The sequence below is a fragment of the Rhizobium sp. SU303 genome (genome assembly GCF_021052345.1).
Lineage (GTDB): Bacteria > Pseudomonadota > Alphaproteobacteria > Rhizobiales > Rhizobiaceae > Rhizobium > Rhizobium laguerreae.
This window is the reverse complement of sequence record NZ_CP088097.1, coordinates 293,339-319,712: the sequence shown is the minus strand read 5'-3', so window position 1 is coordinate 319,712 and position 26,374 is coordinate 293,339. Positions and strand designations below refer to the sequence as shown.

Sequence of the window (26,374 nt, the reverse complement as noted above, 5' to 3'; positions counted from 1 at the left end):
GACACACATGCTGCTCGCATGCGAAGCCGGTTCGGCACGAGGGTGAGAGTTTGCTCTGAGACCCCGGCTCCGCATGTGTTGCAGGAGTAATTAAAATGACAGATTGTGAAACTTTAAGCCGTCGCCAGGATATGGTGACCCTCCATGTAAAAGAGGACGAAACCGCCGGTTTAGGCGAGCGCGATTATGTAGATCATGTCAGCGCCCAGAAACTTTCGGCGTTCGAGCGCATTGTCGTGGTCGGAGCGCTGGTTCTCTTGAGCTTTGCGGGTTTTGCCGCATATTCTTCCGGCAATACGGACCCGATGACGACATCGGCCATTGCCGCCCCGGCCGGCGATACCATGCCGGCTCATCCGGCCTACGGCCATTGCCGCGACAGCAGCCCCTACGCTGAGAGGGTCTGCTGATAGCAAAACCACTGCATAATTCCTTAATTCGTAAACCGATTTAAGGATGAAATTATGCAGTCATTCAAAGTGCTACAGCGTCCTTTGCGCGTCTGAAAGACGCGCGGCGCTGTAGATCGCCGGGCGTGGAAACCTTGGCCCAGGCTGCATACAGCAGGAAAAGGGAAAGGACCATGGCCGGCGACATCGACTACAAGCTTCACCGCTTCATCGACGCCCAGAACGGCGTCTACGAACAAGCGCTCCTGGAGCTGAAAGCCGGGCGCAAGACCTCCCACTGGATGTGGTTCATCTTCCCGCAGATATCAGGTCTCGGCACGTCGGCGATGGCCGAAAAATATGCGATCCGCTCGGCGGAGGAAGCCACCGCCTATCTCGCCGATCCCATTCTCTCAAGCCGGCTGCTGCGTTGCGTCGAGGCGATCCTGTCCGTGAACGGCCGATCGGCGCACGAAATCCTGGGCTCACCCGACGACTTCAAGCTGTGCTCATCGATGACCTTGTTTGCCGCGATCAGCGATCACGGTTCGCCCTTCCACCAGGTGATCAAGCATTTCTATCAGGGAAAATTCGACGAACGGACGATGGAAATCCTCAGCGCCAGCACAGACTGATTTTAGGCCAGGCCGGCCTGAAATCTGGACCCGTTCCCAAATGAAACAGTTATCGGCCCGGCCTGCTCTCCAGCGTAGCAATTTCCTCGGAGATCTCGCTCAACCGCTGACGCAGATCGCTGTCGGTGCCGTCATCGACCTCTTCCTCGCCAAAACAATAGCGCGCATCATGGAGCTCCAGCTTGGCTTCGAGCTCGGCGCGTTTGGCATACAGGCGTTTGAGATAGACGTAGTTCATCTCCCTGCCTCCACATCGCCCTCGGGTTAGTGTGAAAACGGCATGGAAGCGGTAAGGTTCCCCTCCCACACACTTGCGGTGGTCAGGCGAATGAAGCGATCGCCGCGTGGCAGGCCTTGGCGAAATGACCGCAGCAGCCGGCAGCGCCCATGGCCTGGCGGCTGACGCGTGCGCCTTCGAGCAGCAGCGTCAACGTATCGGCAAGAAGCTGGGGTTCGCGCGCGCCGGCCGCCGAACAAAGCGCGGCCAGGCGATCACGCTGTTCGGCCTTGTGCCGCTCGATCATTTCGTGGGCGGGATGGCCCTCACCCTTCAGCTCGATGGCGGCATTGGCGAGATCGCAGCCGGCGGGCTCGCCGTTCAGACATTGCGCCCGCATCTCCACCCAGGCGTCCAGCTGGGCGCGCGGATTGTCGGGATAGGCCGATTCCAGATCGCGCCAGATGGCACCCGCCTTTTCGGAGGCCCGGCGAAGCGTCTCGCAGACGAGCTCGTCCTTTGAGCCGAAATGCCGGTAGAGCGTCATCTTGTTGGTCAGAGCCGCGTCGGCAATGGCATCGACGCCGATGCCGCGAATGCCGCGCTCGCGGAAAAGCTCCGAGGCGGTCGAGACGATACGCTCCCGCGGCGGGATGCGATCTTCTTTAACGGCTGCGGGGATTTCATTCGAAGTTTCTGATTTTTTTGCGGACATAGTCCTTGACATCAATGTGACCGATCGGTAACAAATGCATTGTTACTTACCGGTAACACCACGAAATGCGAAAGTCAATGCCGAGGGCATGGCAGCGGAAAGTGGAACACGGGCTACCGCCCACGAAAGGAGGACAACCATGACGAAGACCAGAGATGACCTGACGATATCCGAAGCCCTTCGCGACCCCCTGATCGCCATGGTGATGCGCGCCGACGGCGTAAAGCTTGAAGACTTCAAGCAACTCCTGGAGACGGCCGCCCGCAAACGCGAACCGCGCTCGACATCGGTGGGCAATATGATCGGAGCACTCGCAAGCCGCGCCAATCTGCCGGCAGTGCCCTGCTTCGGCTGAAGCCGCCTAAACAGCTTGGGGATCTCTCCCTGCCCCCGTCAAGGGCTGCCGTCACAACCAGACGGCGGCCCTTGCCGCTTTAAAGGATCGGCTTGCCGCCGGTAACCGCGATTGTCGTGCCGGAGACATAACTCGACAAGGGATCGGCCAGCATCACGTAGGCTGTCGCAAGCTCGGCCGGCTGTCCCGGCCGTTTCATCGGCACCTGCTTGCCGAAATTGCTGACGCTTTCTTCAGGCAGTGTCGAAGGGATGAGCGGCGTCCAGATTGGCCCGGGCGCCACGGCATTGGCGCGAATGCCCTTCTCGGCCAGAAGCTGGGCAAGGCCGGCGGTGAAATTCTGAATCGCCCCCTTGGTCGTCGCATAGGCAAGCAGCGTCGGGTTCGGACTGTCCGAATTGATCGAGGCCGTGTTGATGATGGCGCTGCCGGGTTTCATATGGGCGACGGCTGCCTTGGTCAGGTAGAACATCGAATGGATGTTGACCTTGAAGGTCAGTTCCCACTCCTCGTCGCTGATCTCGTCAATGCTCTTGAAGCTTGCCTGATGCGCGGCGTTGTTGACGAGAATGTCGATACCACCAAGCTCCTTGACCGCTGTCTCGACGATCTGTCTGCAATGGGCGGGATCCTGGATGTCGCCGCTGACGAGGATAGCCTTGCGTCCGGCCTGCTCGACGAGACGTTTCGTCTCATCGGCATCCTCATCCTCGTCGAGATAGGAAAGCAGCAGATCGGCACCCTCCCTGGCATAGGCGATTGCCACCGCGCGGCCGATGCCGCTATCGCCGCCGGTGATGATCGCCCTTTTGCCCTTGAGCCGCTCGGAACCGCGATAGCTCTTTTCGCCATGGTCGGGAACCGGGTCCATCTGTGCCGTAAAACCCGGCATCGGCTGCTTCTGGGATGGGAAAGGCGGTGTGGGATAATTTGGCATCGTGACCTCCTGAGTTTCAGAGATCAAACTCGGCCTGATGCTTGTTGTTCCAAGTCTCGCGGCGGAATGACTCCTCCAGCAACCGCTCGCGCTGAGCACGCTCACGCCCGCCGCCGCATCCTAAATTTCCGGTGTTATTGAAAACAGAGCCTCATCTAGTCGGCCCAATCCGACTAGCAACCCGCGAAATGTTGCCATTTGCCACAGCGACGGCTATGCCATAGTAATGTAACATAATGGCGTTTTTCATGAGGTGCGAGGAATTGGACGGAAAGACATCCCCTGCGGTTTACTCCGAAGATGAGGGCGTTGGCGGCGAGGCTGCTGGCAAGGGGGCGAGGCGCGCACGCGTCAGCGGCATAGACCGGGCACTTCAAGTGATCGACCATCTTTACGAGACCGGATCACCCGCCGGCGTCTATGCCATCGCCAAGGCGGTAAAGGCGCCGCTGTCGACCGTTTACGTGATCGTCGACGATCTCGTCGAGAAGAACATGCTGACACGCCAGGCCGACGGCTCGATCTGGCTCGGCGCGCGGCTCTACCATTACGGCCTTGCCTATGCCCGGTCGCTGGATTTCATGAGCATCGCTACCCACGAAATGCACGATCTCTGCCGCCAAGCCGGCGAAACCGTCCAGGTCTGCGGCCGCGACGGCGACTATATGCTGGTGCTCGCCATGGCCGACGGCCCGAGCCATTTTCAGGTGGCGTCCCGCGTCGGCACAAGGGTGCCGCTGAACTGGACAGCCTCTGGCCGCCTGCTCGTCGGCCACCTGGCCGAGGAGGAGCGCATCGAACTGTTCAAGCGCTGCGCCCGCTCTTCACCGACCGGCCGCGCAGAGATCGATCCGGGCACGCTGTCGGAAGCCGCCGGCAAGGCCTTCGAATCGCGGCTGTCGATCCAGGCAGGGGAATCGGATTATGCGGTTGCCTGCATCGCCTCGCCGATCTGCGATCGCGACGGCCAGTGCGTCGCTACCATTTCCATCGTGCTGCCGGAACAGAAGGCGTTTTCCGACGAGAACCATTATACGGCGCATGTGCGCAGTTCAGCGGAACGGATCGAAAAGCTGATGGGCTGGCGCAACCGCTGAGCATTGCGCCCGGCCCGCAGATCCTACCTGTAGGAATAGCCGTGGCTGTGGCGCACCAGCTTGCGCGCCCGCGGCACATAGCGGCTGGCGGCGAAAGCATCGGCGCCCATTACCGCATAGCGCGGCTCGAACAGCTTATTGAGGACCGAAACGTCTCCGTTGGAATCCGTCGCCTCGAGGTCGGAATCGACCAGATCGAAAATGGTGAATTCCGCTTGCGAGCCGACCGAAAGCCGGTTCTCCATCGACAGCTTGATGACGGATGCCGGCGCATGGGTGACGGCTTCCACCACCTTGTCGAAAGGCATGCCGACGCTGAGCAGTTTCGACATCGTCGTCGCCAGATCCCAGACCGGGAAGTTCATCGAATGGCCGTGCAGATCGGTCGAGATCGAGAACGGCAGAAGCCCGCGCGCGATCGCCGCCTCGGCGACCTTGAAGGAGAAGGAGGCGCCGCCATGGCCGATGTCGAGGCGGATGCCCTCGGAGGCGCAGCGCTCGGCGAGATTGAAGAGGTCCTCGTCCTCCATTATGCTCGACCCGGCCTTGCCGTTGAAGCAATGGGTGACGACGTCGCCAGGGCCGAGAATCTCCAACACCTCGTCATAGAGCGCCGGCGGCTCGCCAACATGCACCATCATCGGCACTTTCAAGATCTTGGCGATCTTCTTGCCGAGCTTGACGGGAGTGACGCCCCAGGAGCCGGTGATGACATGGCTGGCGCGCACTTTGATGCCGACGATGTGCTCGCTGTTTTCGGCATAGACTTCGAGAATGCGGTCGAGATCGATATCGCGGATATCCCGCAATTCCGCCACCCGGTTGCAGGCGACGAGGCCGATCGAGCCGAGATTGAGGAAGGCCTTGATACGTTCGCGCGAGGGCTCGATGATATATTCCCGAAAGCCATGGAAATTCGCCTCACCGGCTGAGCCGGCATCGACCAGCGTGGTGACGCCGCGCTCGACGCCGCATTCGGACGGGCGGATGGAAATATCGGTGCCGCCGTGCCAGATATGCACGTGCAGGTCGACCCAGCCCGGCGAAATGAAGGCGCCCTTGCCGTCGATGCGCGTTACATCCTCAGAGATCGCAAGCGACGGACCGATCTCGGCGATCCTGCCGCCGGCATTGACGAGAATGTCGATAACACCCTCGCCTGCGCCGGCACCGAAGGCAATCGGTTTGACATTGGTGAGGAGAAGCGGCTTCTTCACGTGGTCGCCGGGCATGATCTGCATTCCTTTCGAGTCTCGGACCGGGATCACTCCTCGATCATCCGTCTGCGGGTCATCATGGTATGGGGAAGTTAGAGAGGGCGCTTCAGGCGCATGGCATCGCCGCAATTCCATAGTTATGCTATATAGGATTTTATAGTAGAATAAGGCCGAGGACGCGACTGTCAAGGAAAATGACATGTCCGCCGACGCTCTGAAAACGTAAAGGCGCGCTCCTCCCGAAGCGCGCCTGTCTCCAAGAGATCTACAAATTCGCGTTTGATTTCAGTCCTGAAGGATCGAATAGTTGATCTGACGCAGGCGGTCCGGATCCGCGACGGCATCGATCGCGACGATCTTGCCATCGCCGATCGCCAGCGTCACTGCGATGCGAATCTGGCCTCCGATGTGCACGACGAACCCAAGCTCACCGTCGACAACAGCGGGCTCCGCCGCCTGCGCCCGACCCTTGAAGGCTTCAGCCACATCGGTCGAGCCGCGCATTTCGCCAATGCCGTATCGTGCCGCCGTCGCATCCGGGCGGAAGACGACATCGGGGGAAAGCACCGCAAGCAGCGCCTCCAGATCGCCGTTGCGGGAGGCGGCAAGAAAGGTCTCGGCGATCGTCCTCTTACGCGCGAAATCGACATCCGGCGCTTCGTCCACCCCCTGCACCCGACGGCGGGCGCGGCTTGCGAGCTGGCGGGTGGCACCGGACGAACGGCCGATGATCGGCGCGATCTCGTCGAAGGGCAGGTCGAACATATCGTGCAGCACGAAGGCGACGCGTTCGGCGGGCGCCAGCGTCTGCAGCACGACGAGCAATGCCAGACCGACCGAATCGGCAAAAGCGGCTTCGCGCTCGGGATCGTTCGCCGGATCGGCGATCCGGGCATGAACAGGCGCCTCCAGCGGCTCCTCGCGCCGGGTCTTGCGGGCGCGCAGCATGTCGAGGCAGATGCGCGCCACCACCGTCGTCAGCCAACCGCCGAGATTGCCGACCCCTGTCGTATCGGTGCGGCCAAGCCGCAGCCAGGCCTCCTGAACGGCATCTTCCGCCTCGCTGCGCGAGCCGAGCATGCGATAGGCTGCGGCCCTCAGATGCGCTCTGTTCGCCTCGAATTCTTCAGTCAGCCATTTTTTCTCGTCCATGTGTCACATTCCTCCGCTGCGTTCCGTCAAGGCAATGACGCATGAAACCCGGCCGATGTGACAGCGCCGGCGGATCGTCGAACACGAAACGTATAAGGAGACATATCATGCAGGAGAGAATGGGAAATCCCGCCCTCGTCCTTCCCGCGGCCATGCAGGCGCTGGCGGCTCTCAGCAAGGTGCCGGCCGAAACCGGCCTTTCGCCAAAGCTGCTCGAACTCGTCAATCTGCGCTCCAGCCAGATCAACGGCTGCAGCGTCTGCATCGATGGCCATTGGCGCATTGCCCGTAAACACGGCGAAACCGATGAGCGGCTATTTGCCGTCGCTGGCTGGCGTGACGCTCCCTATTATAGCGATGCCGAACGCGCCGCCCTTGCGCTCACGGAGGCCCTCACCCGCCTTTGCGATCGGGCAGATCCGGTGCCTGATGATATCTGGGATGAAGCGACCCGGCATTATGACGGCAGGAGCCTTGCAGCACTGGTCATCGCCATCGCCAATATCAATGTCTGGAACCGGCTGAACATCGCCACCCGGCAGATCGCCGGCGCCTGGAAGCCGTAAACGGCGAGGTTGCCGGCAGCGCGTCACCCCCTGCGCCGCCGGCAACCACCATCCCTAGTCCACATGGCTTCAGGCCATGCGAAACAATCAGTCGTTCAGATGATGCCGCCGCCGCCGGCAGCGGATGCCGGGCGCTCGGCCGCCACTTGTCTGCGATAACCGCTGGCGCGGTAGACGGCGATCGGGTCGATCGCGCCGCCAGCCCGGCGGCGGGCTTCCGCCAGGATAGGCTCGACATCGGCGCGATAGGCGCGCTTCAGCGTTTCCGACGCCATCAGCGCGTCGTTGTCGTCCTGGTAGCCGGAGAGCGCCTTGCGGTCGACGAGCAATGCCTGCGCATAGGCGCGGCGGATTTCGTTGGCGCTGTTGATCAGGCTTTCGATCGGGTCGGTGACATTGTGCGACTGGTCGATCATATGGGCCGGGTTGAAATCGTTGACGCCGCGCTGCTCGGCGTCAACCAGTTCGTTGAAGACGAGGAACAGCCGGTAGGGATCGATCGCGCCGGCGTCGAGATCGTCATCGCCATATTTCGAATCGTTGAAGTGGAAACCGCCAAGCTTGCCGAACTGGATCAGCCGGGCGACGATCATCTCGATATTGGTGTTCGGCGCATGGTGGCCGAGATCGACGAGGCAATAGGCCTTGGGGCCGAGCGTCTGGGCGATCAGGTAGTTGGTGCCCCAATCCTGCACGATGGTCGAATAGAAGGCCGGCTCGTACATCTTGTGCTCGGAGAACAGCTTCCAATCGTCGGGCAGCGCCTTGTAAATATCCGCCATCGAGGCAAGGTAACGCTCGAAAGCCTTGGTGAAATGGCTCTGGCCGGGGAAGTTCGAGCCGTCGCCGATCCAGACCGTCAGCGCCTTGGAGCCGAGCGCCTTGCCGATCTCGATGCATTCGAGATTGTGCTCGACCGCCTGCGCCCGCGTCGCCGCGTCGGTGTGGCTGAGCGAGCCGTATTTGTAGGAATGGGCCTGGCCGGGCGCATCGGAAAAGGTGTTCGAATTCATCGCATCGAAGCCGAGGCCGAGCGCGTTACCCTTGGCCTTCAATTCGCTGGCATCCGCCTTGTCCCAGGGAATATGCAGCGAGACGTTCGGGGTCGCCTGCGTCAGCTGGTTGATGACGGCGCAATCGTCGAGCTTGTCGAAGATGCCGCGCGGCTCGCCGGTACCGGGGAAACGGGCAAAACGCGTGCCGCCGGTGCCGACGCCCCAGGAGGGCACAGCAACGAAGAATTCCGCAACCTTCCGGGTGACCGCCTCGATATCGACGCCGCGACGATCGAGCGTCGCGCCCAGTGCCTCGTAATCGGCTTTCAGAGCGGTTGCCCGCTTGTCGTTTTCAGTCGCGACCAGATCTGGCGCAATCCTGGAATCTGTCATCTATTCCTCCCTGGTCGCGAACCATAGGGCACGGTTCGCGTTCAAACGCTTACATGTCTTCAAACGAAGGAGCTACGATGGACGTTGTCCGCATTCTTCTTGCGATCATCCTGCCGCCCCTTGGCGTATTTTTGCAGGTCGGGATCGGCCTGCATTTCTGGCTCAATATATTGCTGACACTCTGCGGCTATCTGCCGGGGATCATCCACGCAATATGGGTGATCCTCCGGAAATAGCTCTATCCGTTCGCTTTACGCAGGCCCGGACGCAAAACCGCTGCACATTGCTGCTGGAATTGCTCTAGCGCGTAAAACTCTGCACGTTGCCGGCATCGACGTTGATGATGTTGCCGGTCGATTTTGCCGAAAGGTCCGATGCGAGGAAATAGATCGCCTCGGCGATATCTTCCGGAAACACGTTGAGTTTCAGCATCGAACGCTTGCGGTAATGTTCCTCGAGATCGTCCACCTCGATCTTCGACGAGGCGGCGCGCTGCTCGCGCCATTCGCCGCTCCAGATCTTCGAACCGCGCAGGACCGCATCCGGATTGACGGTGTTGACGCGGATGCTGGCATCCGCGCCCTCCAGCGCCAGGCAGCGGGCAAGATGGATTTCGGCGGCCTTTGCCGTGCAATAGGCAGACGCATTCGGCGAGGCGGCAAGACCATTTTTCGAAGCGACGAAGATGACGTTGCCGCCGAGCGCCTGACGGCGGAACAGGCGGAAGGCTTCACGCGAGACGAGGAAATAACCGGTCGCGAGAATATCGATATTGCGGTTCCACGTCGACAGCTCGGTCAGTTCGATCGGCGCGGAGGAGGCAATGCCGGCATTCGAGACGAGGATATCGATGCCGCCAAATTCGACGCAGGCGTCCGCGAAGGAGGCGATCACCGCATCTTCCTTGGTGACGTCGAGCCGGACGCTGCGCACGGCGTCAGCGCCGAACTTCTTGACGAAATCGGCTTCGGCGCCTTCGAGCGCTGCCTGGTCGATATCGGCAAGCACCACGCAGGCACCTTCGCCGACGAGGCGTGCGGCCGTCGCGCGGCCGATGCCGCCGGCGCCGCCGGTGACGAAGGCGACGCGGCCGGCAAGGCTCTTCGGCTTCGGCATGCGCTGCAGCTTGGCCTCTTCGAGCAGCCAATATTCGATATCGAAGGCTTCCTGCTCGGGCAGGCCCTGATATTGCGAGACCGTCGAGGCACCGCGCATGACGTTGATGGCGTTGACGTAGAATTCGCTGGCGATGCGGGCCGTCGCCTTGTCGCGGGCAAAGGACAGCATGCCGACGCCGGGCACCAGGAAGATGACGGGATTGGCGTCGCGCATGGCGGGCGAATTGTCATGCTTGCAGTCGTTGTAATAGCGGGCGTAGTCGGCGCGATAGACTTCCAGCGCCTTGTCGAGACCGGCGACGATCGCCTCGACATCCGGCTTGGCCGGGTCGAAATCGACGATCAGCGGGCGGATCTTGGTGCGCAGGAAATGATCGGGGCAGCTGGTGCCGAGCGCGCCGAGCGGGCGCAGATCGCTGGAATTGACGAATTCGAGCACGGCGTCCTGATCGTCGAAATGACCAAGCTTGCGCTCCTGCTTGCCGATGCGGCCGCGGATCTCCGGCATCAGCCGGGCGGCGATGGCGCGGCGTTCGGCAACGGCCAAGCTCTGCGTGACCGCGCCGCCGAAAATTGTCTTTCCCTCGGTCTTTTCGGCAAACCAGACGATCGCCTTGTTGATGATATCGAGCGTCAGTTCGTAGCAGGCCTTGGCGTCATCAGCCCAGGTGAAGAGGCCGTGGCTCTCGAGCACGACGCCCTTGGCATTTGGGTTTGCGGCAACGAATGCGCCGAGGTCGAGGCCGAGCTGAAAGCCCGGACGGCGCCAGGGCAGCCAGCCGATCTCGTCGCCGAAGATCTGCTGCGTCAATTCCTTCGAATTCTTCGATGCGGCGATCGCGATGATCGCGTCGGGATGCATGTGGTCGACATGGGTGAAAGGCACGAAGCCGTGCAGCGGCGTGTCGATCGAGGCGGCGCGGGCGTTCAGGTTGAAGGTGCAGTGCGGCAGGAAGCCGACCATGCGGTCCTCGTCCTCGACACCCTTGTAGATGCCCTTCAGCGATTCCAGCTTGTCCTGGTAGAGTGTCGCGAAACCGTCGAGCTTGATCGTGCCGACGTCGCCGCCCGATCCCTTGACCCAGAGTACCTTCACCTTGCCGCCGGTCAGCGGATCGGTTTCCAGCACCTTCGCCGAAGTGTTGCCGCCGCCATAATTGGTGATGCGCTTGTCGGCGCCGAGCAGGTTGGAACGATAGAGCAGCTTGCCAGGCTCATCGAGGCCTGCCGCGTAAGCATCATCCCACCGGTTTTCCAGAAGCCGGACGTTCGCCGCCATGTCATCCTCCCATATGAAGTCTTCATCGGGCCGCGACGGTTCGCGCCCCTTTTCGCTGACGGTATCGCTCATCAAAACCGATGTTGTCAATCGAAAACGATCAAATTCGATTATTGTGCAGCGCAATATGAAGATTTATGATCGTTTTTGATTGACACATTGTCACATGTGGGAAATAAACGATTGAAGGAGGAGCCCATGCACGAACGCGAACGCCATCGCATCATTCTGAGCGCCGTTCAGGAAAAGTCCGTCGTGACGGTTCAGGATATTTCCGAACTGACCGAGGCTTCCGAGGCGACGATCCGGCGCGACATCGCGGCTCTTCATGTCCAGGGCAAGATCCGCCGTGTGCGCGGCGGCGCCGAGGCGGTGCATCCGCCGCAGCTCGGCAATCTCGCCGGGCGCCCTTTCCGCGTTTCGGAATCGGTCAATATCGACAAGAAACGCGCAATCGCACGCCAGGCGGTCGAGCTTTGCGATCCGGGCGACGCGATCATCATCAATGGCGGCACGACCACCTTCCAGATGGTGCATTTCATGGCGGCGCACCGCCTGCAGGTGATGACCAATTCCTTCGCGATCGCCGAACATCTGGTCAAGCATTCGAAGAACACGGTGACGGTGCCGGGCGGCGCGATCTATCGCGAGCAGAGCCTGATCCTTTCGCCCTTCGACAATGACGCGATCCGCAACTTCTACGCCCGCCGCTTCTTCATCGGCGCGCAGGGCATCGGCCCGCTCGGCATCATGGAAGCCGACGCGCTGATTATTCAAAGCGAACAGAAGCTGATGCATCAGGCCGACGAATTGGTCGTCATGGCCGATTCCAGCAAGTTCCATCGCCGGTCGAGCCTCATTCTGTGCCCGCTCGAGCGTGTGTCTACGATCATCACCGATGACGGCATTCCAGAGGAAGCCGTCAGGATGATCGAGAATGCCGGCATCAGGCTCATCGTTGCGAGCCCGGCCGCCCAGGCAATCAAGGAGGATTCCTCGTCGGTCGCATAAGGCGCCGGGGAGGTGTGAAGAGTGTCAATCAAGTGGGAGGATGAAAGCATGAAACTCGCAAAGAAACTCGCAATCGGCGTGGCATTTGCCGTCGCCATGATGGCCGGCACGGCAAGTGCTGCCGACATCAAGATCGGTCTCGTCGTCAAGTCGCTCGGCAACGGCTTCTTCGATGCTGCCAACAAGGGCGCGCAGGAAGCTGCCAAGGAGCTCGGCGGCGTCGAGGTCATCTATACCGGTCCGACGACGACGACGGCCGAAGGCCAGATCGAAGTCATCAATTCGCTGATCGCCCAGGGCGTCAGCGCCATCGCCGTTTCGGCCAACGATCCCGACGCGCTTGTTCCGGCGCTGAAGAAGGCTGCGCAGCGCGGCATCAAGGTCATCTCCTGGGATTCGGGCGTCGCGCCTGAAGGCCGTATCCTCCAGCTCAACCCGTCGTCCAACGAGCTGATCGGCAAGATGTGCCTGACGCTCGTCAAGGACCATCTCGACGGCGGCAAGGGTGACTTCGCCATCCTGTCGGCAACGACCACCTCGACCAACCAGAACATCTGGATCGACCAGATGAAGAAGCAGCTCAAGGATTTCCCGGGCCTCAACCTCGTCACCACAGTCTATGGCGACGACCTCTCGGACAAGTCCTATCGTGAAGCCGAAGGCCTTTTGAAGGCGAACCCGAACATCAAGGTCATCGTCGCTCCGACGACGGTCGGCGTTCTCGCCGCTTCCAAGGTCGTCGAAGACAAGGGTCTGGTCGGCAAGGTCTACGTCACCGGTCTCGGCCTGCCGTCCGAAATGGCCGGCGCGATCAAGTCGGGCGCCACGAAGGAATTCGCCATCTGGAACCCGATCGATCTCGGCTACTCCGCGACGCAGATCGCCTATCGCCTCGTCAAGGGCGAGACCGACGGCAAGCCAGGCAGCGAGATCGAGGCCGGCCGCATGGGCAAGATCAAGGTCGGCGACAACGGTGAAGCCGCCATGGCCGATCCCTTCGTCTACAATGCTTCGAATATCGACCAGTTCTCTAAGGTCTTCTGATCCGGAGCCACCGCATAAAAGCCCGGCGGCCTGGTGGCCGCCGGGATTCTCATTCGACACTGGTAGAAGCTCGATGAACGCCGCCTTTCAACAAACCGCCACGGACAGCAAAACCGGTGATGCGCCCGCCATTCTGGAAATGCGCGGCATCTCCCAGATCTTTCCGGGCGTGAAGGCGCTCGACAATGTCAGCATCGCGCTCCACCCCGGCACGGTGACCGCGCTGATCGGCGAAAACGGCGCCGGCAAATCGACCCTCGTCAAGATCCTGACCGGCATCTACAGGCCGAACGAAGGCCAGATCCTCGTCGATGGCCAGCCGGTGACCTTTGCCAGCGCCCAGGCCGCGATCGATGCCGGCGTCACCGCCATCCATCAGGAAACCGTGCTGTTCGACGAGCTGACGGTTGCCGAGAATATCTTCCTCGGCCACGCGCCGCGCACGCGTCTGCGCACCATCGACTGGCAGGCGATGAACAGCCGCGCCAAGGCGCTGCTGACTGCGCTCGAAAGCAATATCGATCCGACGATCCGGCTGAAGGACCTCTCGATCGCGCAGCGCCACCTGGTGGCGATTGCGCGTGCGCTGTCGATCGAGGCCCGCATCGTCATCATGGACGAACCGACGGCAGCCCTTTCCCGCAAGGAGATCGATGATCTCTTCCGCATCGTCCGCGGCCTGAGGGAAAAGGGCAAGGCGATCCTCTTCATCAGCCACAAGTTCGACGAGGTGTACGAGATCGCCGACGATTTCGTCGTCTTCCGCGACGGCCGCGCCGTCGGCCAGGGCCGGCTCAAGGAAACGCCGCAGGACGAGATCGTCCGCATGATGGTTGGCCGCGACGTCGAGAACGCTTTTCCGAAGGTCGACGTCGCCATCGGCGGCCCGGTTCTCGAGATCCGCAACTACAGCCATCGCACCGAATTCCGCGACATCTCCTTCACCCTTCGCCAGGGCGAGATTCTCGGCATCTACGGCCTGATCGGCGCCGGGCGTTCGGAGCTGTCACAATCGCTCTTCGGCATCACCAGGCCGCTCTCCGGCAAGATGATGCTGGAAGGCCGCGAGATCACCATCCATTCGCCGCAGGACGCGATCCGCGCCGGCATCGTCTATGTACCGGAAGAGCGCGGCCGCCACGGGCTGGCGCTGCCGATGCCGATCTTCCAGAACATGACGCTGCCTTCGCTTACCCGCACCTCGCGCCGGGGCTTCCTCAGGGCGGCAGAAGAATTCGCCCTCGCCCGCAAATACGCCGAGCGGCTGGACCTGCGCGCGGCCGCCCTTTCCGTCCCGGTCGGCACGCTGTCAGGCGGCAACCAGCAGAAGGTCGTCATCGGCAAGTGGCTGGCGACGGCGCCGAAGGTCATCATCCTCGATGAACCCACAAAGGGCATCGACATCGGCTCGAAGGCGGCCGTGCACGGCTTCATCAGCGAACTCGCCGCTGAGGGCCTGTCGATCATCATGGTCTCGTCCGAATTGCCCGAGATCATCGGCATGTCGGACCGCGTCCTGGTGATGAAGGAGGGTCTCGCCGCCGGAATTTTCGAACGCGCCGAGCTGTCGCCGGAAGCGCTGGTGCGCGCCGCCACCGGCAATGCATGAGGCCCGCAATGCAAGGTAAGAGCATGGCAAGACTGATCAGAAAACGCGAAACCCTGCTGTTCCTCATCATTGTGGTGATGATCGCGATCTTTTCGACGCGCGCTGCCGATTTCGCAACGCCGGAGAATCTCGCCGGCATTTTCAACGATACCTCCATCCTGATCATCCTGGCGCTCGCGCAGATGACGGTCATCCTGACGAAATCGATCGACCTGTCGGTCGCCGCCAACCTCGCCTTCACCGGCATGGCGATCGCGATGATGAATGCCGCCTATCCCGACCTGCCGCTCGTCGTGCTGATCCTTGCCGCGATCGTCATCGGCGCCTGCCTCGGCGCCATCAACGGCTTTCTCGTCTGGGCGCTCGAAATCCCGCCGATCGTCGTGACACTCGGCACGCTCACCATCTATCGGGGCATGGCCTTCGTGCTCTCGGGCGGGGCGTGGGTCAACGCCCACCAGATGACGCCGGTCTTCCTGTCGGTGCCGCGCACGCCGATCCTCGGCCTGCCGGTTCTCGGCTGGGTGGGCATCGTCATCGTCCTTCTGATGTATGTCCTGCTCAGATATACCCAGTTCGGCCGCTCAGCCTATGCCACCGGCGGCAATCCGACGGCGGCCGTCTATGCCGGCATCGATACGGGTTGGACGAAATTTTTGGCCTTCGTTCTGTCGGGCGCCCTTGCCGGCCTTGCGAGCTATCTCTGGGTGTCGCGTTATGCCGTCGCCTATGTCGATATCGCCAACGGCTTCGAGCTCGACAGCGTTGCGGCCTGCGTCATCGGCGGCATTTCGATTGCCGGCGGCGTCGGCTCGGTCGCCGGCACCGTGCTCGGCGCGCTCTTCCTCGGCGTCATCAAGAATGCGCTGCCGGTGATCGGAATTTCACCCTTCACCCAGATGGCGATCTCAGGAACCGTCATCATCCTCGCTGTCGCCTTCAACGCCAGGCGTGAGCGCAACCGCGGCCGCATCATCCTGCGCGACCGCGCCGCAGCCGAGATCAGAACGGAGGCCGCAGCATGAGCACCGTGTCCACACACGAAAAGCGGGTCATCCCCGATCGCCTCGGCACACCTTTCCGCCGCGTTGTCGCGAGCTGGGAAGTGCTGCTCTTTGCCGTCGCCGTCCTGATCTTCATCTTCAATTCGCTGGCCTCGCCCTATTTCCTCGATGCCTGGAACCTTTCGGACGCCACCTTCAACTTCACCGAAAAGGCGATGATTGCCTTCGCCATGGCGCTGCTCGTCATATCAGGCGAGATCGACCTCTCTGTCGCTGCGATCATCGCGCTCGCCTCGACGGCGATGGGCGCGGCAGCGCAGGTCGGCATCGGCACACCGGGCCTGGTCGCGATCGGCATCGGCACCGGCCTTGCCTGCGGCATCTTCAACGGCGTGCTGGTCTCGGTGCTGAAATTGCCGTCGATCGTCGTCACCATCGGCACGATGAGCCTTTTCCGCGGCATTTCCTATATCGTGCTCGGCGACCAGGCCTATGGCAAATACCCGGCGGATTTCGCCTATTTCGGCCAGGGCTACGTCGTCTGGGTGTTCTCCTTCGAATTCGTGCTCTTCATCGTGCTGGCGATCCTTTTTGCCATCCTGCTGCATGCGACGAATTTCGGCCGGCAGGTCTATGCGATCGGCAACAACGACTTCGCCGCCCGCTTCTCCGGCATTCCGGTCGAACGCGTCAAATTCATCCTCTTCCTGTTGACCGGCGTCATGAGCGGCGTTGCCGCCGTCTGCCTGACCTCACGCCTCGGCTCGACCCGGCCGTCGATCGCCCAGGGCTGGGAACTCGAGGTCGTCACCATGGTCGTGCTCGGCGGCATCTCGATCCTCGGCGGTTCCGGCACGGTCGTCGGCGTCGTCATCGCCGCCTTCGTCATGGGCCTCGTCACCTTCGGCCTCGGCCTGTTGAACGTGCCCGGCATCGTCATGTCGATCTTCATCGGCCTGCTTCTCATCATCACCATCGCCATCCCGATCATCGCCCGCCGCATCAAGGTCATGAGCTCCCGATGACTTTAGAAAAACACGCCTTCAAAATGCAGCTCAATCCCGGCATGGAAGCCGAATACCGCCGGCGGCATGACGAGATCTGGCCGGAATTGGTCGATCTCCTGCACAAGTCAGGCGCCAGCGACTATTCCATCCATCTCGACCGCGAGACCAACACGCTGTTCGGTGTGTTGACGCGGCCGGCCGACCACACGATGGCGAGCCTGCCGGACCATCCGGTCGTGAAAAAGTGGTGGGCGCACATGGCCGATATCATGGCGACCAATCCCGATAATTCACCGGTCCAGAGCGACCTGGTCACCGTCTTCCATATGCCATGAACGCCACCTCCTATCGCCGCATCGCCGTCCTCGACATCGGCAAGACCAATGCCAAGGTCGTCGTGCTCGACAGCGAGACGGGCGCCGAGATCGCTATGTTGAAACGGCCGAATATCGCGATCAAAACCGGCCTCTATCCGCATTACGACGTGGAGGCTCTCTGGTCCTTTGCGCTCGATGCGCTGAAGAGCCTTGCGCGCGAGCCCGGCTTCGACGCCATTTCGATCACCACCCATGGCGCCTCCGCAGCACTCCTTGCCCGGGACGGCACACTTGCCATGCCTGTCATCGACTATGAACACGAATATCCGCAGGACATTCGCGATGCCTATACGCGGCTGCGCCCCTCCTTCGACGAAACCTTCTCGCCGCGCCTCGCGATGGGCCTCAACGTCGGCGCGCAGCTGCACTACCAGAAGATCGCCTTTCCCGAGGAATTCGCCGAGGTGGCGACCATCCTCACCTATGCGCAATATTGGACGGCGCGGCTGACCGGTGTCGCCGCCAATGAGCTGACATCGCTCGGTTGCCATACAGACCTCTGGAACCCGAGGGCCGGCCGCTATTCCTCGCTCGTCGACAGGCTCGCCATCCGCGACCTCATGGCGCCGATCCGCTCCGCCTTCGATGCGCTCGGCCCGGTTCTTCCTGATATCGCCGCTGAGCTCTGCCTCGCCGCAGCCGTGCCGGTCTATTGCGGCATTCACGATTCCAATGCCTCGCTGCTGCCGCATCTGGTGCATCGGCAGGCACCCTTCGCCGTCGTCTCCACAGGCACATGGGTCATCAATTTCGGCGTCGGCGGCGATCTCGATCATCTCGATCCGAAACGCGATGCGCTCGCCAATGTCGATGCCTATGGCCGTGCCGTCCCCTCCTCGCGTTTCATGGGGGGACGGGAATTCGAGATCCTGTCGGCCGAGATCGGCCCTGTCGACGAAAAAGCCGCTCAGGCGGCAATCGGTCTCGTCATCGACAAGGGCACGATGCTCCTGCCGAATATCGCGCCGGGTTCCGGGCCTTTTCCGGGAAAGACAAGCCGCTGGATCGGCGCCGAAGAGGCAAGCCGCGAGGAGCGCTCCGCCGCTGCCTGTCTCTATCTCGCCTTGATGACCGATGCCTGCCTCGGACTGGTCGGCGCCAAGGGTCCTATTATCGTCGAAGGGCCTTTTGCGCTGAATGGGACCTATCTCAAGCTGCTCGCCGCCTTGACCGGCCGCGAGGTCATGGCCCTTCCCGGCTCGACCGGCACCAGCCAGGGTGCCGCCCTTCTCACCGGCATCCGGCCGGTATCGGGTGCCGAAACGCATGTCCCGCCGACCGCTATCCCCGGACTGACCGCCTATCGCACCCGCTGGCACGCGGCGATGGAATAGGAGTCTTTCCAAAAGCGGCCTTGTTCGTCCCTGCCTTCTCGTTAGTGTGGCACCTCGCAAATCAGGTCGAGGAGATAGCATGACAGAGACATTCGATCCGCGCACCCTTGCAGCCAGGCTTCACAGCCTGCGACAGGCCGGCCGGCAGGAGACAACGGACACTTTCGCGCTGCCAGCCGATCTCCATCAGGCGATGGAGGCGCAGAATTTGCTCACTGCTGCAGACCATATTTCGAGCAATGCCTGGAAAGTCACGGTCTCTCCGCAGGGCCAGGCGGTCACCGCTCCGTTGTATCCTTATGCCAAAGCCGTCTCGGGCGCTGACATTCCCTGGTATCCGGGCCTGAAATTCGAGACCGAGATCGCCGTCTGTCTCGGCGGCGACCTGCCGGTCCGCGCGGGGATTCCCTACAGCCGCGCCGAGGTGGTCGAGGCGATTTCCGCCGTCTATCTCGGCGCCGAGCTGCTGGTCAGCGCCGTTAAGGAAAGCGGCAGCGTTTCGTTTCTGCTGTTCGTCGCCGACCGGCTCGGCAATAGCGGCTATGTGCTCGGCCCGGAGGTCGAAAAAACCGTCGTCGATACCGCCGCCGGCACGCCGCTCAAGGTCACCCATGCCGGCCGCACGATCTATGATAGTCCGGCGCAGCATCCGAAAGGCGACGTTCTGACCTGGCTCGTCGATTATGCCAATGACGGCGTGCGCCCCGAGACATCGCTAAAGGCCGGTGCGCTGATCACGACGGGCACGCTGAGCGGCGCGATCGAACTGACCGAACCCGGCGAGATCGACATCGTGTTCGGCGACATCAGGCTCAGCTTCTCGGTGTCGAAGGCTTGATTTGACCCTGGTTTTCCCCGGTTTGGTGCCGGATTTGGTAATTGCCATCCGGTTCCGCCTGCGGTAATAAACTTGAGTACAAATTGAAGGTTTACTTCGGCGCATGGCCGGAGGCGGAAGTGGAAATGACGTTTCAACCGCGGATGCAGAACAAGATCCAGGGCTTCTCCGTCATCGGCGGCGTGCATCGCCGCTTGTGGAACGGCATCGTCGCCGACGTCTGGGACGTGGAGTGCGCCTCCTATGCCGGCGGCTATTACGTCTCGCGCGATCCGCGGCTGTTCATCATGCTCGACAAGCGGGGACCGGGCAATTCGCGTATCAAGCTCACACCAAAGGCGCAGGGCACCGTCCAGGACACGGAGATACGGCCGATCTCCTATGTGCCGGCCGGCATGGAAGTCTGGGCCGATCTGACCGACGTGCATTCGGTGCGCCACCTCGACATCCATTTCGACACGGAGACCGTCAGCCGCCGGCTGATGGAGGATATCGATCCGCGCCGTCTGGAAAGTCCGCAACTTCTGTTTTCCGATGAGCGGGTGCTGTCGCTGGCACAGCTGGTCGCCGCCGAATGCCTCAATCCGGAGCCGTTACACGATCTCTATGGCGACGGCTTGGCATTGGCGCTGATCATCGATGTCCTGAAGATTGCCAAGGCGATGCCGCGCAAACGCAGCAGGTTGGCCTCCTGGCAGCTTCGCCGCGCCACCGAATTCATCGAGGAAAACTGCCTGCGCAATATCCGCCTCGAGGAACTCGCCGGCCTCACCGGCCTGTCGCAATCGCATTTCAGCCATGCCTTCAAGGCCTCGACCGGCATTGCTCCGCATCAATGGCAGACCAATGCCCGGCTCGACAGGGCGAAGCGCCTGCTTGTCGAAAGCGAAAATGCGTTGACCGCAATCGCCGCCGAAACCGGCTTTGCCGATCAGGCGCATTTTACCCGCGTCTTCCGCAAACATGTCGGCATCACGCCGGCGAGCTGGAAGAAGGCACAAGTTGCCTGATTGCAACGCTTGGCGGGCAATTGTTTGCAACGCGGAGAATTGCCCAAAAACGTTCAATTTTCCCCGATCGTGACAATCCACCCCGGTAAAACTGAGTTAATCCCTCATCTTATTCAGGGCTTCGCTGCACGTTAGCATCGCGCGGCACGAGTGGGGTATAGGACATATGCGCGGGCAGACCAGGGGTCTCAATTTCAAGGTAATCCTATTGGCAGGAGTGGCGATCGCCGGCCTGATCGCGGGCTCGGCCGCGGCACAGGAAGCGAATTCGACTGAGCTCGCGCCGATCGTCATCCAGGGCGGCGGCGACACCGCCACCAGTCCGGTCAAAGGCTATGTCGCCAAGAGCTCCTCCGCCGGCTCGAAGAGCGACACCCCGCTCAACGAAATCCCGCAATCCGTCTCCGTCGTCGGCACTCAGGAAATGGACGATCGGGGCATCACCAACAAGATCGACGAGGCGCTGCTTTATACGCCTGGTGTCACCGCGCAGCCCTTTGGCGGCGACGGCGATACGGATTGGTTCTACATTCGCGGCTTCGACGCCGGCCAGACCGGCGTCTTCTTCGACAATCTAACGCTTTTCAGCTACGGCTTCGGCGGCTTCCAGCTCGATCCCTTCATGCTCGAGCGCGTAGAGGTGCTGAAGGGTCCGGCCTCCGTGCTTTACGGCGGAGCAAACCCCGGCGGCATCGTCAATCTCGTCCGCAAGCGCCCGCTCGACGAGCCGCTCTTCTATACCGAGATCGGCATCAACAGCAACGGCAACGCCTTCACCGGCTTCGATGTCTCCGACAAGGTCGGCTCCAGCGGAGCGATGAGCTATCGCATCACCGGCAAGGTTGCCGGCGGCGACAATTATTCGGACTTTTCCGAGGATCTGCGCGGCTTCATCATGCCGCAGCTCACCATTTCGCCGGATGACAGCACGAGCCTCACGGTCTGGGGTTACCTCGCCGGGCTCGACCAGGTGCATACCGGTAACGGCTTCTTCCCCTATGTCGGCACTGTCGAGGATGCACCTTTCGGCAAGATCGATCGCGACGCCTTCTATGGTGAGCCCGACATCGACGACGGCAGCTATGTGCAGAAGATGATCGGCTACGAATTCGAGCATGAATTCGACAATGGCATCAAGTTCTCGCAGAATGCGCGCTACGGCCATCTCGACAAGCATGAGATCGGCCCCTACCTGAACGGCTGGGTCGGCGGCGTGCCGACGGGTCCGGACTACCAGCTGGCGCGCATCGGCTTCGAAGGCCGCTCCGGGGTCGACAGCTTCTCGGTCGACAACCGGCTCGAAGGCGAGGCCGAAATCGGCGGCGCCACGCATAATCTTCTCGTCGGGCTCGACTACACCTATTACCGCCTGGAAAATTGGCAGGCCTGCTGCGGCTCCAATTCGATCAGCGCAACCGATCCCATCTATGGCACGACACAGGGCGCCAATTTCGTCTATGCGGACGGCGTCGTCACCAAGAACCAGATCGGTGTCTACGCCCAGGATCGGATCCATTTCGGCGATGGCTGGCTGCTGACGCTCAACGGCCGCTACGACTATGTCGATATCGACCAGGACGCCGTAATCGGCACGACCTACAGTACCAACGACAGCGCGCTCAGCGGCCGCATCGGCCTTGCCTATGAGTTCGACAACGGCATGACGCCCTATGTCAGTGCCGCGACTTTCTTCAACCCGCTCGTCGGCACCGGTGTTTCCGGCGCGTTAAAGCCGGAAGAGGGCGAGCAGTTCGAAGGCGGCATCAAGTATGAGCCGGCCTTCATCGACGGCTCGCTGACCGCCTCGGTCTTCCACATCACCAAGCGCAACAACACGGTGACCAATCCGCTGACCTTCGCCCAGAGCCAGCTCGGCGAGGTGGTTTCGCGCGGCGCTGAACTCGAAGGCAAGGTCAATATCAACGAGAACTGGAAGGTTCTCGCATCGCTCGCCTATACCGACATGGAGGTGATGGAGAACGACGCCAATCCGGCGCTGGTCGGCAATTCACCCTATATCGTCCCGAAGATGACCGCCTCTCTCTGGGTCGACTACACGCTGACGACAGGGGCTTTCGAGGGCATGAGCCTTGGCGCCGGCGTCCGCCATCAGGGCTGGTCCTGGGCCGATGAGGCCAATACCGAGAAGGTGCCCGCCGCCACGTTCGTCGACGCTGCGATCCGTTACGAGAAGGAAAACTGGGGGGCCTCGCTCAATGTCGCGAACCTCTTCGACAAGGCATACGTCAAGGGTTGCGGCGGGCTGACCGTCTGCGGTTACGGCGATGCCCGTACCGTCACCTTCAAGCTCAGCAGGAAGTGGTAAGTTGACAATCTTAGTTTAGTTTTGCAGGAACCTGTGGGGAAAGGGAGGGCTTGCCCTCCCGAACCCGTTTGCAGCGCCGAACCTGGAGCAGACCATGCCCTCGCCTTTCCTTGCCCTGTCGGCGATAGATTATGCCATCGGGCCGAAATCTATCCTGTCCGGCATCGACCTGACGCTTGAACGCGGCCGCATTTACGGACTGGTGGGGCCGAACGGTTCCGGCAAGAGCACGCTTTTGAAGATCGTCGCCCGCCAGGTCGCGCCGAAATCCGGCGCCATCTCCTTCGACGGCAAGCCGGCGGGTGACTGGGGCAGCCGGGCCTTTGCCCGGCACGTCGCCTACATGCCGCAATTCACGCCGGCGACCGACGGGATGACCGTGCGGGAACTTGTGGCGCTCGGCCGTTTTCCCTGGCACGGCACGCTTGGCCGCTTCACCTCAACGGATCGCAACATGGTCGAGGAGGCGATCGTCCGCACCGAGCTCGAGGAATTTGCCGATCGTCTCGTCGCCAGCATGTCCGGCGGCGAACGCCAGCGCGCCTGGATCGCCATGATGCTCGCCCAGGACGCCCGCTGCCTGCTGCTCGACGAGCCGACGTCGGCTCTCGACCTCGCCCATCAGGCCAGCGTTCTCTCGCTGGTCAAGGAACTCAGCCATGAACGCGGGCTGACCGTCATCATCGTGTTGCACGATATCAACCTCGCCGCGCGCTATTGCGACGCGATCATCGCGCTCAACCGCGGCCGGATCACTGCCGAGGGCACGCCCTCCGAGATCATGCAGGCCGACACGCTGCAGTCGATCTTCGGCGTCGGCATGGGCGTCTTCCCCCATCCGGTTCGAAACGAGCCGGTCAGCTATTTGTTGTAGGCCATGGCTTTTTTGGCGTTCTTCTCCCGCAGGCAGTTTCTGGCCAGTGCGGCGGCTTCGCTCTCCAACCGCGCGCGCGTGCGGGCGGCGGAGAGCTCGCGCGTCGCGACGCTCGACTGGGCGCTGCTCGAAACCCTGCTGGCAATCGGGGCGAACGTCGTTGCGGCAACAGAGTTGCGGCAATTCCGCGAGGTAGCGGTCACGCCTGACGTGCCCGCTACGACCGCCGATCTCGGCCTGCGCGGCACGCCGAATTTCGAGGTGCTGCGGTTTGCACGGCCGGACCTGATCTTCAATTCGAACTTCTATGCCTGGGCAGACGAACGCATGCGCGGGGTCGCACCGGTCGAGAGCCATTCGATCTACAAACCCGGTGAAAGCCCCTTCGCGCTGGCCGAACAGGCCACACTTGCAATCGGCGAGCGTCTGCAGCTTGCCGCTGCCAGACAGTTGACCGAAGAGCTTGCAGCCAGGCTCGACCGCTACCGAGCTCTCCTTGCCGCCGGCGACGGGCGGCCGGTGATCCCGATCAATCTTGGCGATGCCAGGCATTTCCGCGTCTTCGGCTCCGACAGCATGTTCGGCGAGGTGCTGAAACGCGTCGGCCTCACCAATGCCTGGCGGGCTCAGACCAGCTACTCGGCCGCAGCCCCCGTCGGCATCGAGATATTGGCATCGATGCCTGACGCCTGGATCGTGATGATCCCGCCACAGCCGGCCGATGCACTCGCCGCGCTCGCGACCAGCAGCTTCTGGAATGCGTTGCCGGCTGTGCGCGAAAAACGCGTGCTGATGCTCGGTTCGATCAATCCCTACGGCGCACTGCCGGCGGCCGGCCGCTTTGCCGATCTTCTGGCGGAGGGGCTTCAACATGCATGGAATGGTTAGCCGCGCCAAGCCCGTAGGAAGCGCCGGCGCGCCCGTCTTCGCGATATTACTGCCCCTACTCTGCATTGCGGCCTTCGCACTCCTCATCGTAACGCGTCCTGAGGTTCCGCACGGCGATGCCGACGCAGCCATGCTGAACGGGGTGCTGCTCTGGAACAGCATCATGCCCCGCGCCATGCTGGCATTGATCGCCGGCGCGGCACTCGGCCTTTCCGGCACATTGCTGCAGCGTGTCCTGCGCAATCCGATCGCCGATGCTTCCACGCTCGGCATTGCCTCCGGGGCGGAACTGGCAATGACGGCGGCCATGGGCTTCTCGCCCCTGCTCATCGGATTTTCGCGCGAGATGGCCGCTTTCGGCGGCGGACTCGCGGCTGTCGCCATTGTGCTGGCTTTGAGCTGGCGGCGCGGGCTCGATCCGGTAACCGTGGCACTCTCCGGCCTGATCGTCAGCCTGATCGCCTCGGCCCTCAGCGTCACGCTGATCCTGTCGCGCGGCGAATATGCCATGTCGATCCATATCTGGGGCGCCGGTTCGCTCAGTCAGCAGGATTGGAACGGCGTGCTCTCGCTCGGGCCCCGGCTTATCCTCGGTTTTGCCGCCGCTCTTCTCCTGGTGCGACCGCTCCGCATCCTTGCCCTCGACGACAGCGGTGCCAGGAGCCTCGGCCTTGCCCTGCATTCGACCCGCCTGGCGATCGTCGCGCTCGCCGTCTGGCTTGCCGCCTCAGTGACGGCAGAGGTCGGCGTGATCGGCTTCCTCGGCCTTGCGGCGCCCGCGATCGCAAGGCTTGCCGGCGCGCGCAGCACCGGCAAGCTGATGCTGACAGCGCCGCTGACTGGGGCCGGCCTGCTCTTCCTGACCGATTGCCTCACCCAGATCCTCGGCCCCGGTTTCACCGATCTCGCGCCGACCGGCGCCGCAACCGCGCTGCTCGGCGGCCCGCTGCTGCTCTTCCTGCTGCCGCGAGTGCATTCCGTTTCCGCCGTTGCCGCTCAGTCGACCGCAGCGCTGAACAGGCTCGCCAAGCCGCTTCCGGCCGTTGGCGCACTCTTTATTGCCCTCGCCCTGATCTTTGCCGTCGTCGTCACCCTCGGCCCGGCCGAGGACGGCTGGCATGCCGCGACCGGCTCGCTCTTGGCCGATCTCCTGCCCTTCCGACTGCCGCGAACGATCGTGGCGGCCGGGGCCGGCGCCATGCTGGCGGCAGCCGGCTTCATCATGCAGCGCGTCACCGGCAATCCGATCGCCAGCCCCGAAGTCCTGGGTGTCAGCAGCGGTGCCGGTGCGGGTCTGACCGTGGCGCTCTTCCTCTTCGGCTTCCCCTCGCCCATCATCATGCTGCTTGCCATGGCGCTCGGCGCGCTGGCCGCCTTCCTTGCGATGATCGCCATATCAGCCAGCGCCCAATTCTCGCCGGAACGCATGCTGCTAGCCGGCGTCGGCATCGGCGCCTTTGCCATGGCGATCGTGACGATGGTGCTCGCCCAGGGCGATATGCGCGGCTATATCCTGCTCACCTGGCTTTCCGGTTCGACCAACCGCGCCGGCGCCTTCGAAGCCTGGACGGCCATCATCTCGCTCGCCGTGCTGACAGCACCTCTGCCCTTCCTCAGCCGCTGGCTGACGATCCTTCCGCTTGGCGCCGGCCCCAGCCGCGCTGCCGGCCTTCATGTCGGGGCAAGCCGACTGGCGCTTGCCATCCTCGCCGCGCTGATGACGGCGATCGCCTCCTTCCTCGTCGGGCCGCTCAGCCTCACCGGCCTGATTGCGCCGCATCTTGCCCGCCTTGCCGGCTTCCGCGCCCCAGGCCACCAGCTGGCGGCGAGCCTTCTCTTCGGCGCCGGCGTGCTGATGGCGGCGGACTGGCTGTCGCGCGTCGTCATCTACCCCTACCAGGTGCCGGTCGGCCTCTTCGCGGCGCTGATCGGCGGCCCCTATCTCATCTGGCTGCTTTCGCGAAAGGAGGTTCAGCAATGATGGCTG

Annotated in this window: 26 protein-coding genes; 19 read left to right on the top strand and 7 right to left on the bottom strand. The window is 62.2% G+C overall.

The features are described 5' to 3' along the window. The first annotated feature begins 131 nt into the window (after positions 1 to 131). A complete protein-coding gene (locus RlegSU303_RS30440; RefSeq protein WP_017958038.1) occupies positions 132 to 410 on the top strand; it encodes a hypothetical protein in 279 nt (92 codons plus the stop codon). Positions 411 to 583: 173 nt separating this feature from the next. Then, positions 584 to 1,024 carry a DUF1810 domain-containing protein gene (locus RlegSU303_RS30435; protein WP_131623632.1) on the top strand — a complete coding sequence of 147 codons (441 nt, stop codon included), beginning with the start codon at positions 584 to 586 and terminating at the stop codon, positions 1,022 to 1,024. Between the two features lie 49 nt (positions 1,025 to 1,073). On the opposite strand, the gene RlegSU303_RS30430 is transcribed toward RlegSU303_RS30435, so the two are convergent. Next, on the bottom strand, positions 1,074 to 1,262 hold the full coding sequence (locus RlegSU303_RS30430; RefSeq protein ID WP_003547852.1) for a hypothetical protein: 189 nt from the start codon (positions 1,260 to 1,262) through the stop codon (positions 1,074 to 1,076). Positions 1,263 to 1,344: 82 nt separating this feature from the next. Beyond that, positions 1,345 to 1,968: a TetR/AcrR family transcriptional regulator gene (locus RlegSU303_RS30425; protein WP_131623634.1), complete on the bottom strand. Its 624-nt coding sequence runs from the start codon at positions 1,966 to 1,968 to the stop codon at positions 1,345 to 1,347. A gap of 127 nt (positions 1,969 to 2,095) precedes the next feature. On the opposite strand from RlegSU303_RS30425, the gene RlegSU303_RS30420 reads away from it, so the two are divergent. Then, positions 2,096 to 2,311, top strand: coding sequence for a hypothetical protein (locus RlegSU303_RS30420; RefSeq protein WP_131623636.1), 216 nt, complete (start codon positions 2,096 to 2,098; stop codon positions 2,309 to 2,311). A gap of 79 nt (positions 2,312 to 2,390) precedes the next feature. Here the strand turns inward: RlegSU303_RS30420 and RlegSU303_RS30415 are convergent, their stop codons facing one another. Further along, positions 2,391 to 3,248, bottom strand: coding sequence for an SDR family oxidoreductase (locus RlegSU303_RS30415; RefSeq protein ID WP_131623638.1), 858 nt, complete (start codon positions 3,246 to 3,248; stop codon positions 2,391 to 2,393). A gap of 248 nt (positions 3,249 to 3,496) precedes the next feature. On the opposite strand from RlegSU303_RS30415, the gene RlegSU303_RS30410 reads away from it, so the two are divergent. Beyond that, on the top strand, positions 3,497 to 4,345 hold the full coding sequence (locus RlegSU303_RS30410; protein ID WP_131623640.1) for an IclR family transcriptional regulator: 849 nt from the start codon (positions 3,497 to 3,499) through the stop codon (positions 4,343 to 4,345). A 23-nt stretch (positions 4,346 to 4,368) separates the two neighbouring features. On the opposite strand, the gene RlegSU303_RS30405 is transcribed toward RlegSU303_RS30410, so the two are convergent. After that, positions 4,369 to 5,586, bottom strand: coding sequence for an amidohydrolase/deacetylase family metallohydrolase (locus RlegSU303_RS30405; protein WP_181018287.1), 1,218 nt, complete (start codon positions 5,584 to 5,586; stop codon positions 4,369 to 4,371). Positions 5,587 to 5,847: 261 nt separating this feature from the next. Continuing rightward, on the bottom strand, positions 5,848 to 6,714 hold the full coding sequence (locus RlegSU303_RS30400) for a sigma-70 family RNA polymerase sigma factor (RefSeq protein ID WP_231283915.1): 867 nt from the start codon (positions 6,712 to 6,714) through the stop codon (positions 5,848 to 5,850). Positions 6,715 to 6,821: 107 nt separating this feature from the next. Here RlegSU303_RS30400 and RlegSU303_RS30395 point away from each other — a divergent pair, with 107 nt between their 5' ends. Beyond that, entirely contained in the window at positions 6,822 to 7,280 is a 459-nt protein-coding gene (locus tag RlegSU303_RS30395) for a carboxymuconolactone decarboxylase family protein (protein ID WP_131623647.1), read from the top strand. Positions 7,281 to 7,375: 95 nt separating this feature from the next. Here RlegSU303_RS30395 and rhaI read toward each other — a convergent pair whose 3' ends face one another. After that, positions 7,376 to 8,668, bottom strand: a complete 1,293-nt coding sequence (gene rhaI / locus RlegSU303_RS30390) for an L-rhamnose catabolism isomerase (RefSeq protein ID WP_151519691.1) — start codon at positions 8,666 to 8,668, stop codon at positions 7,376 to 7,378. Positions 8,669 to 8,745: 77 nt separating this feature from the next. On the opposite strand from rhaI, the gene RlegSU303_RS30385 reads away from it, so the two are divergent. Continuing rightward, a complete protein-coding gene (locus RlegSU303_RS30385) occupies positions 8,746 to 8,904 on the top strand; it encodes a YqaE/Pmp3 family membrane protein (RefSeq protein ID WP_017958027.1) in 159 nt (52 codons plus the stop codon). A gap of 64 nt (positions 8,905 to 8,968) precedes the next feature. On the opposite strand, the gene RlegSU303_RS30380 is transcribed toward RlegSU303_RS30385, so the two are convergent. Continuing rightward, positions 8,969 to 11,065, bottom strand: a complete 2,097-nt coding sequence (locus tag RlegSU303_RS30380; protein ID WP_231283914.1) for a bifunctional rhamnulose-1-phosphate aldolase/short-chain dehydrogenase — start codon at positions 11,063 to 11,065, stop codon at positions 8,969 to 8,971. Positions 11,066 to 11,263: 198 nt separating this feature from the next. Between RlegSU303_RS30380 and RlegSU303_RS30375 the strand changes: the two genes are divergently transcribed. The 13 genes from RlegSU303_RS30375 (at position 11,264) to fhuB (ending at position 26,368) form a co-directional block, all read left to right on the top strand. After that, positions 11,264 to 12,076 carry a DeoR/GlpR family DNA-binding transcription regulator gene (locus RlegSU303_RS30375; protein ID WP_003547829.1) on the top strand — a complete coding sequence of 271 codons (813 nt, stop codon included), beginning with the start codon at positions 11,264 to 11,266 and terminating at the stop codon, positions 12,074 to 12,076. A 48-nt stretch (positions 12,077 to 12,124) separates the two neighbouring features. Next, complete coding sequence (gene rhaS / locus RlegSU303_RS30370) at positions 12,125 to 13,120, top strand: rhamnose ABC transporter substrate-binding protein (RefSeq protein WP_026265566.1); 996 nt, start codon at positions 12,125 to 12,127, stop codon at positions 13,118 to 13,120. A gap of 73 nt (positions 13,121 to 13,193) precedes the next feature. Beyond that, positions 13,194 to 14,729, top strand: coding sequence for a sugar ABC transporter ATP-binding protein (locus RlegSU303_RS30365; protein ID WP_131623653.1), 1,536 nt, complete (start codon positions 13,194 to 13,196; stop codon positions 14,727 to 14,729). Between the two features lie 23 nt (positions 14,730 to 14,752). Next, positions 14,753 to 15,754 carry an ABC transporter permease gene (locus RlegSU303_RS30360; protein ID WP_003553868.1) on the top strand — a complete coding sequence of 334 codons (1,002 nt, stop codon included), beginning with the start codon at positions 14,753 to 14,755 and terminating at the stop codon, positions 15,752 to 15,754. Beyond that, complete coding sequence (locus tag RlegSU303_RS30355; protein WP_231283913.1) at positions 15,751 to 16,758, top strand: ABC transporter permease; 1,008 nt, start codon at positions 15,751 to 15,753, stop codon at positions 16,756 to 16,758. The genes RlegSU303_RS30360 and RlegSU303_RS30355 overlap by 4 nt, the downstream gene beginning before the upstream one ends. After that, positions 16,755 to 17,075, top strand: coding sequence for an L-rhamnose mutarotase (gene rhaM / locus RlegSU303_RS30350; protein WP_003553870.1), 321 nt, complete (start codon positions 16,755 to 16,757; stop codon positions 17,073 to 17,075). The genes RlegSU303_RS30355 and rhaM overlap by 4 nt, the downstream gene beginning before the upstream one ends. Then, entirely contained in the window at positions 17,072 to 18,451 is a 1,380-nt protein-coding gene (locus RlegSU303_RS30345) for an FGGY-family carbohydrate kinase (RefSeq protein ID WP_231283912.1), read from the top strand. The genes rhaM and RlegSU303_RS30345 overlap by 4 nt, the downstream gene beginning before the upstream one ends. A gap of 79 nt (positions 18,452 to 18,530) precedes the next feature. Further along, positions 18,531 to 19,289: a fumarylacetoacetate hydrolase family protein gene (locus RlegSU303_RS30340; RefSeq protein ID WP_094088663.1), complete on the top strand. Its 759-nt coding sequence runs from the start codon at positions 18,531 to 18,533 to the stop codon at positions 19,287 to 19,289. Positions 19,290 to 19,414: 125 nt separating this feature from the next. Next, on the top strand, positions 19,415 to 20,299 hold the full coding sequence (locus tag RlegSU303_RS30335) for a helix-turn-helix domain-containing protein (RefSeq protein ID WP_065284155.1): 885 nt from the start codon (positions 19,415 to 19,417) through the stop codon (positions 20,297 to 20,299). A gap of 166 nt (positions 20,300 to 20,465) precedes the next feature. Continuing rightward, positions 20,466 to 22,625: a TonB-dependent siderophore receptor gene (locus RlegSU303_RS30330; protein WP_168289752.1), complete on the top strand. Its 2,160-nt coding sequence runs from the start codon at positions 20,466 to 20,468 to the stop codon at positions 22,623 to 22,625. Between the two features lie 94 nt (positions 22,626 to 22,719). Then, on the top strand, positions 22,720 to 23,499 hold the full coding sequence (locus RlegSU303_RS30325) for an ABC transporter ATP-binding protein (RefSeq protein ID WP_151519685.1): 780 nt from the start codon (positions 22,720 to 22,722) through the stop codon (positions 23,497 to 23,499). Positions 23,500 to 23,502: 3 nt separating this feature from the next. Further along, positions 23,503 to 24,387 (top strand): ABC transporter substrate-binding protein, encoded by an 885-nt coding sequence (locus RlegSU303_RS30320; RefSeq protein ID WP_231283911.1) that lies wholly within the window; start codon positions 23,503 to 23,505, stop codon positions 24,385 to 24,387. After that, positions 24,380 to 26,368, top strand: a complete 1,989-nt coding sequence (gene fhuB / locus RlegSU303_RS30315; protein WP_231284022.1) for a Fe(3+)-hydroxamate ABC transporter permease FhuB — start codon at positions 24,380 to 24,382, stop codon at positions 26,366 to 26,368. The genes RlegSU303_RS30320 and fhuB overlap by 8 nt, the downstream gene beginning before the upstream one ends. The last annotated feature ends 6 nt before the right edge of the window (positions 26,369 to 26,374 follow it).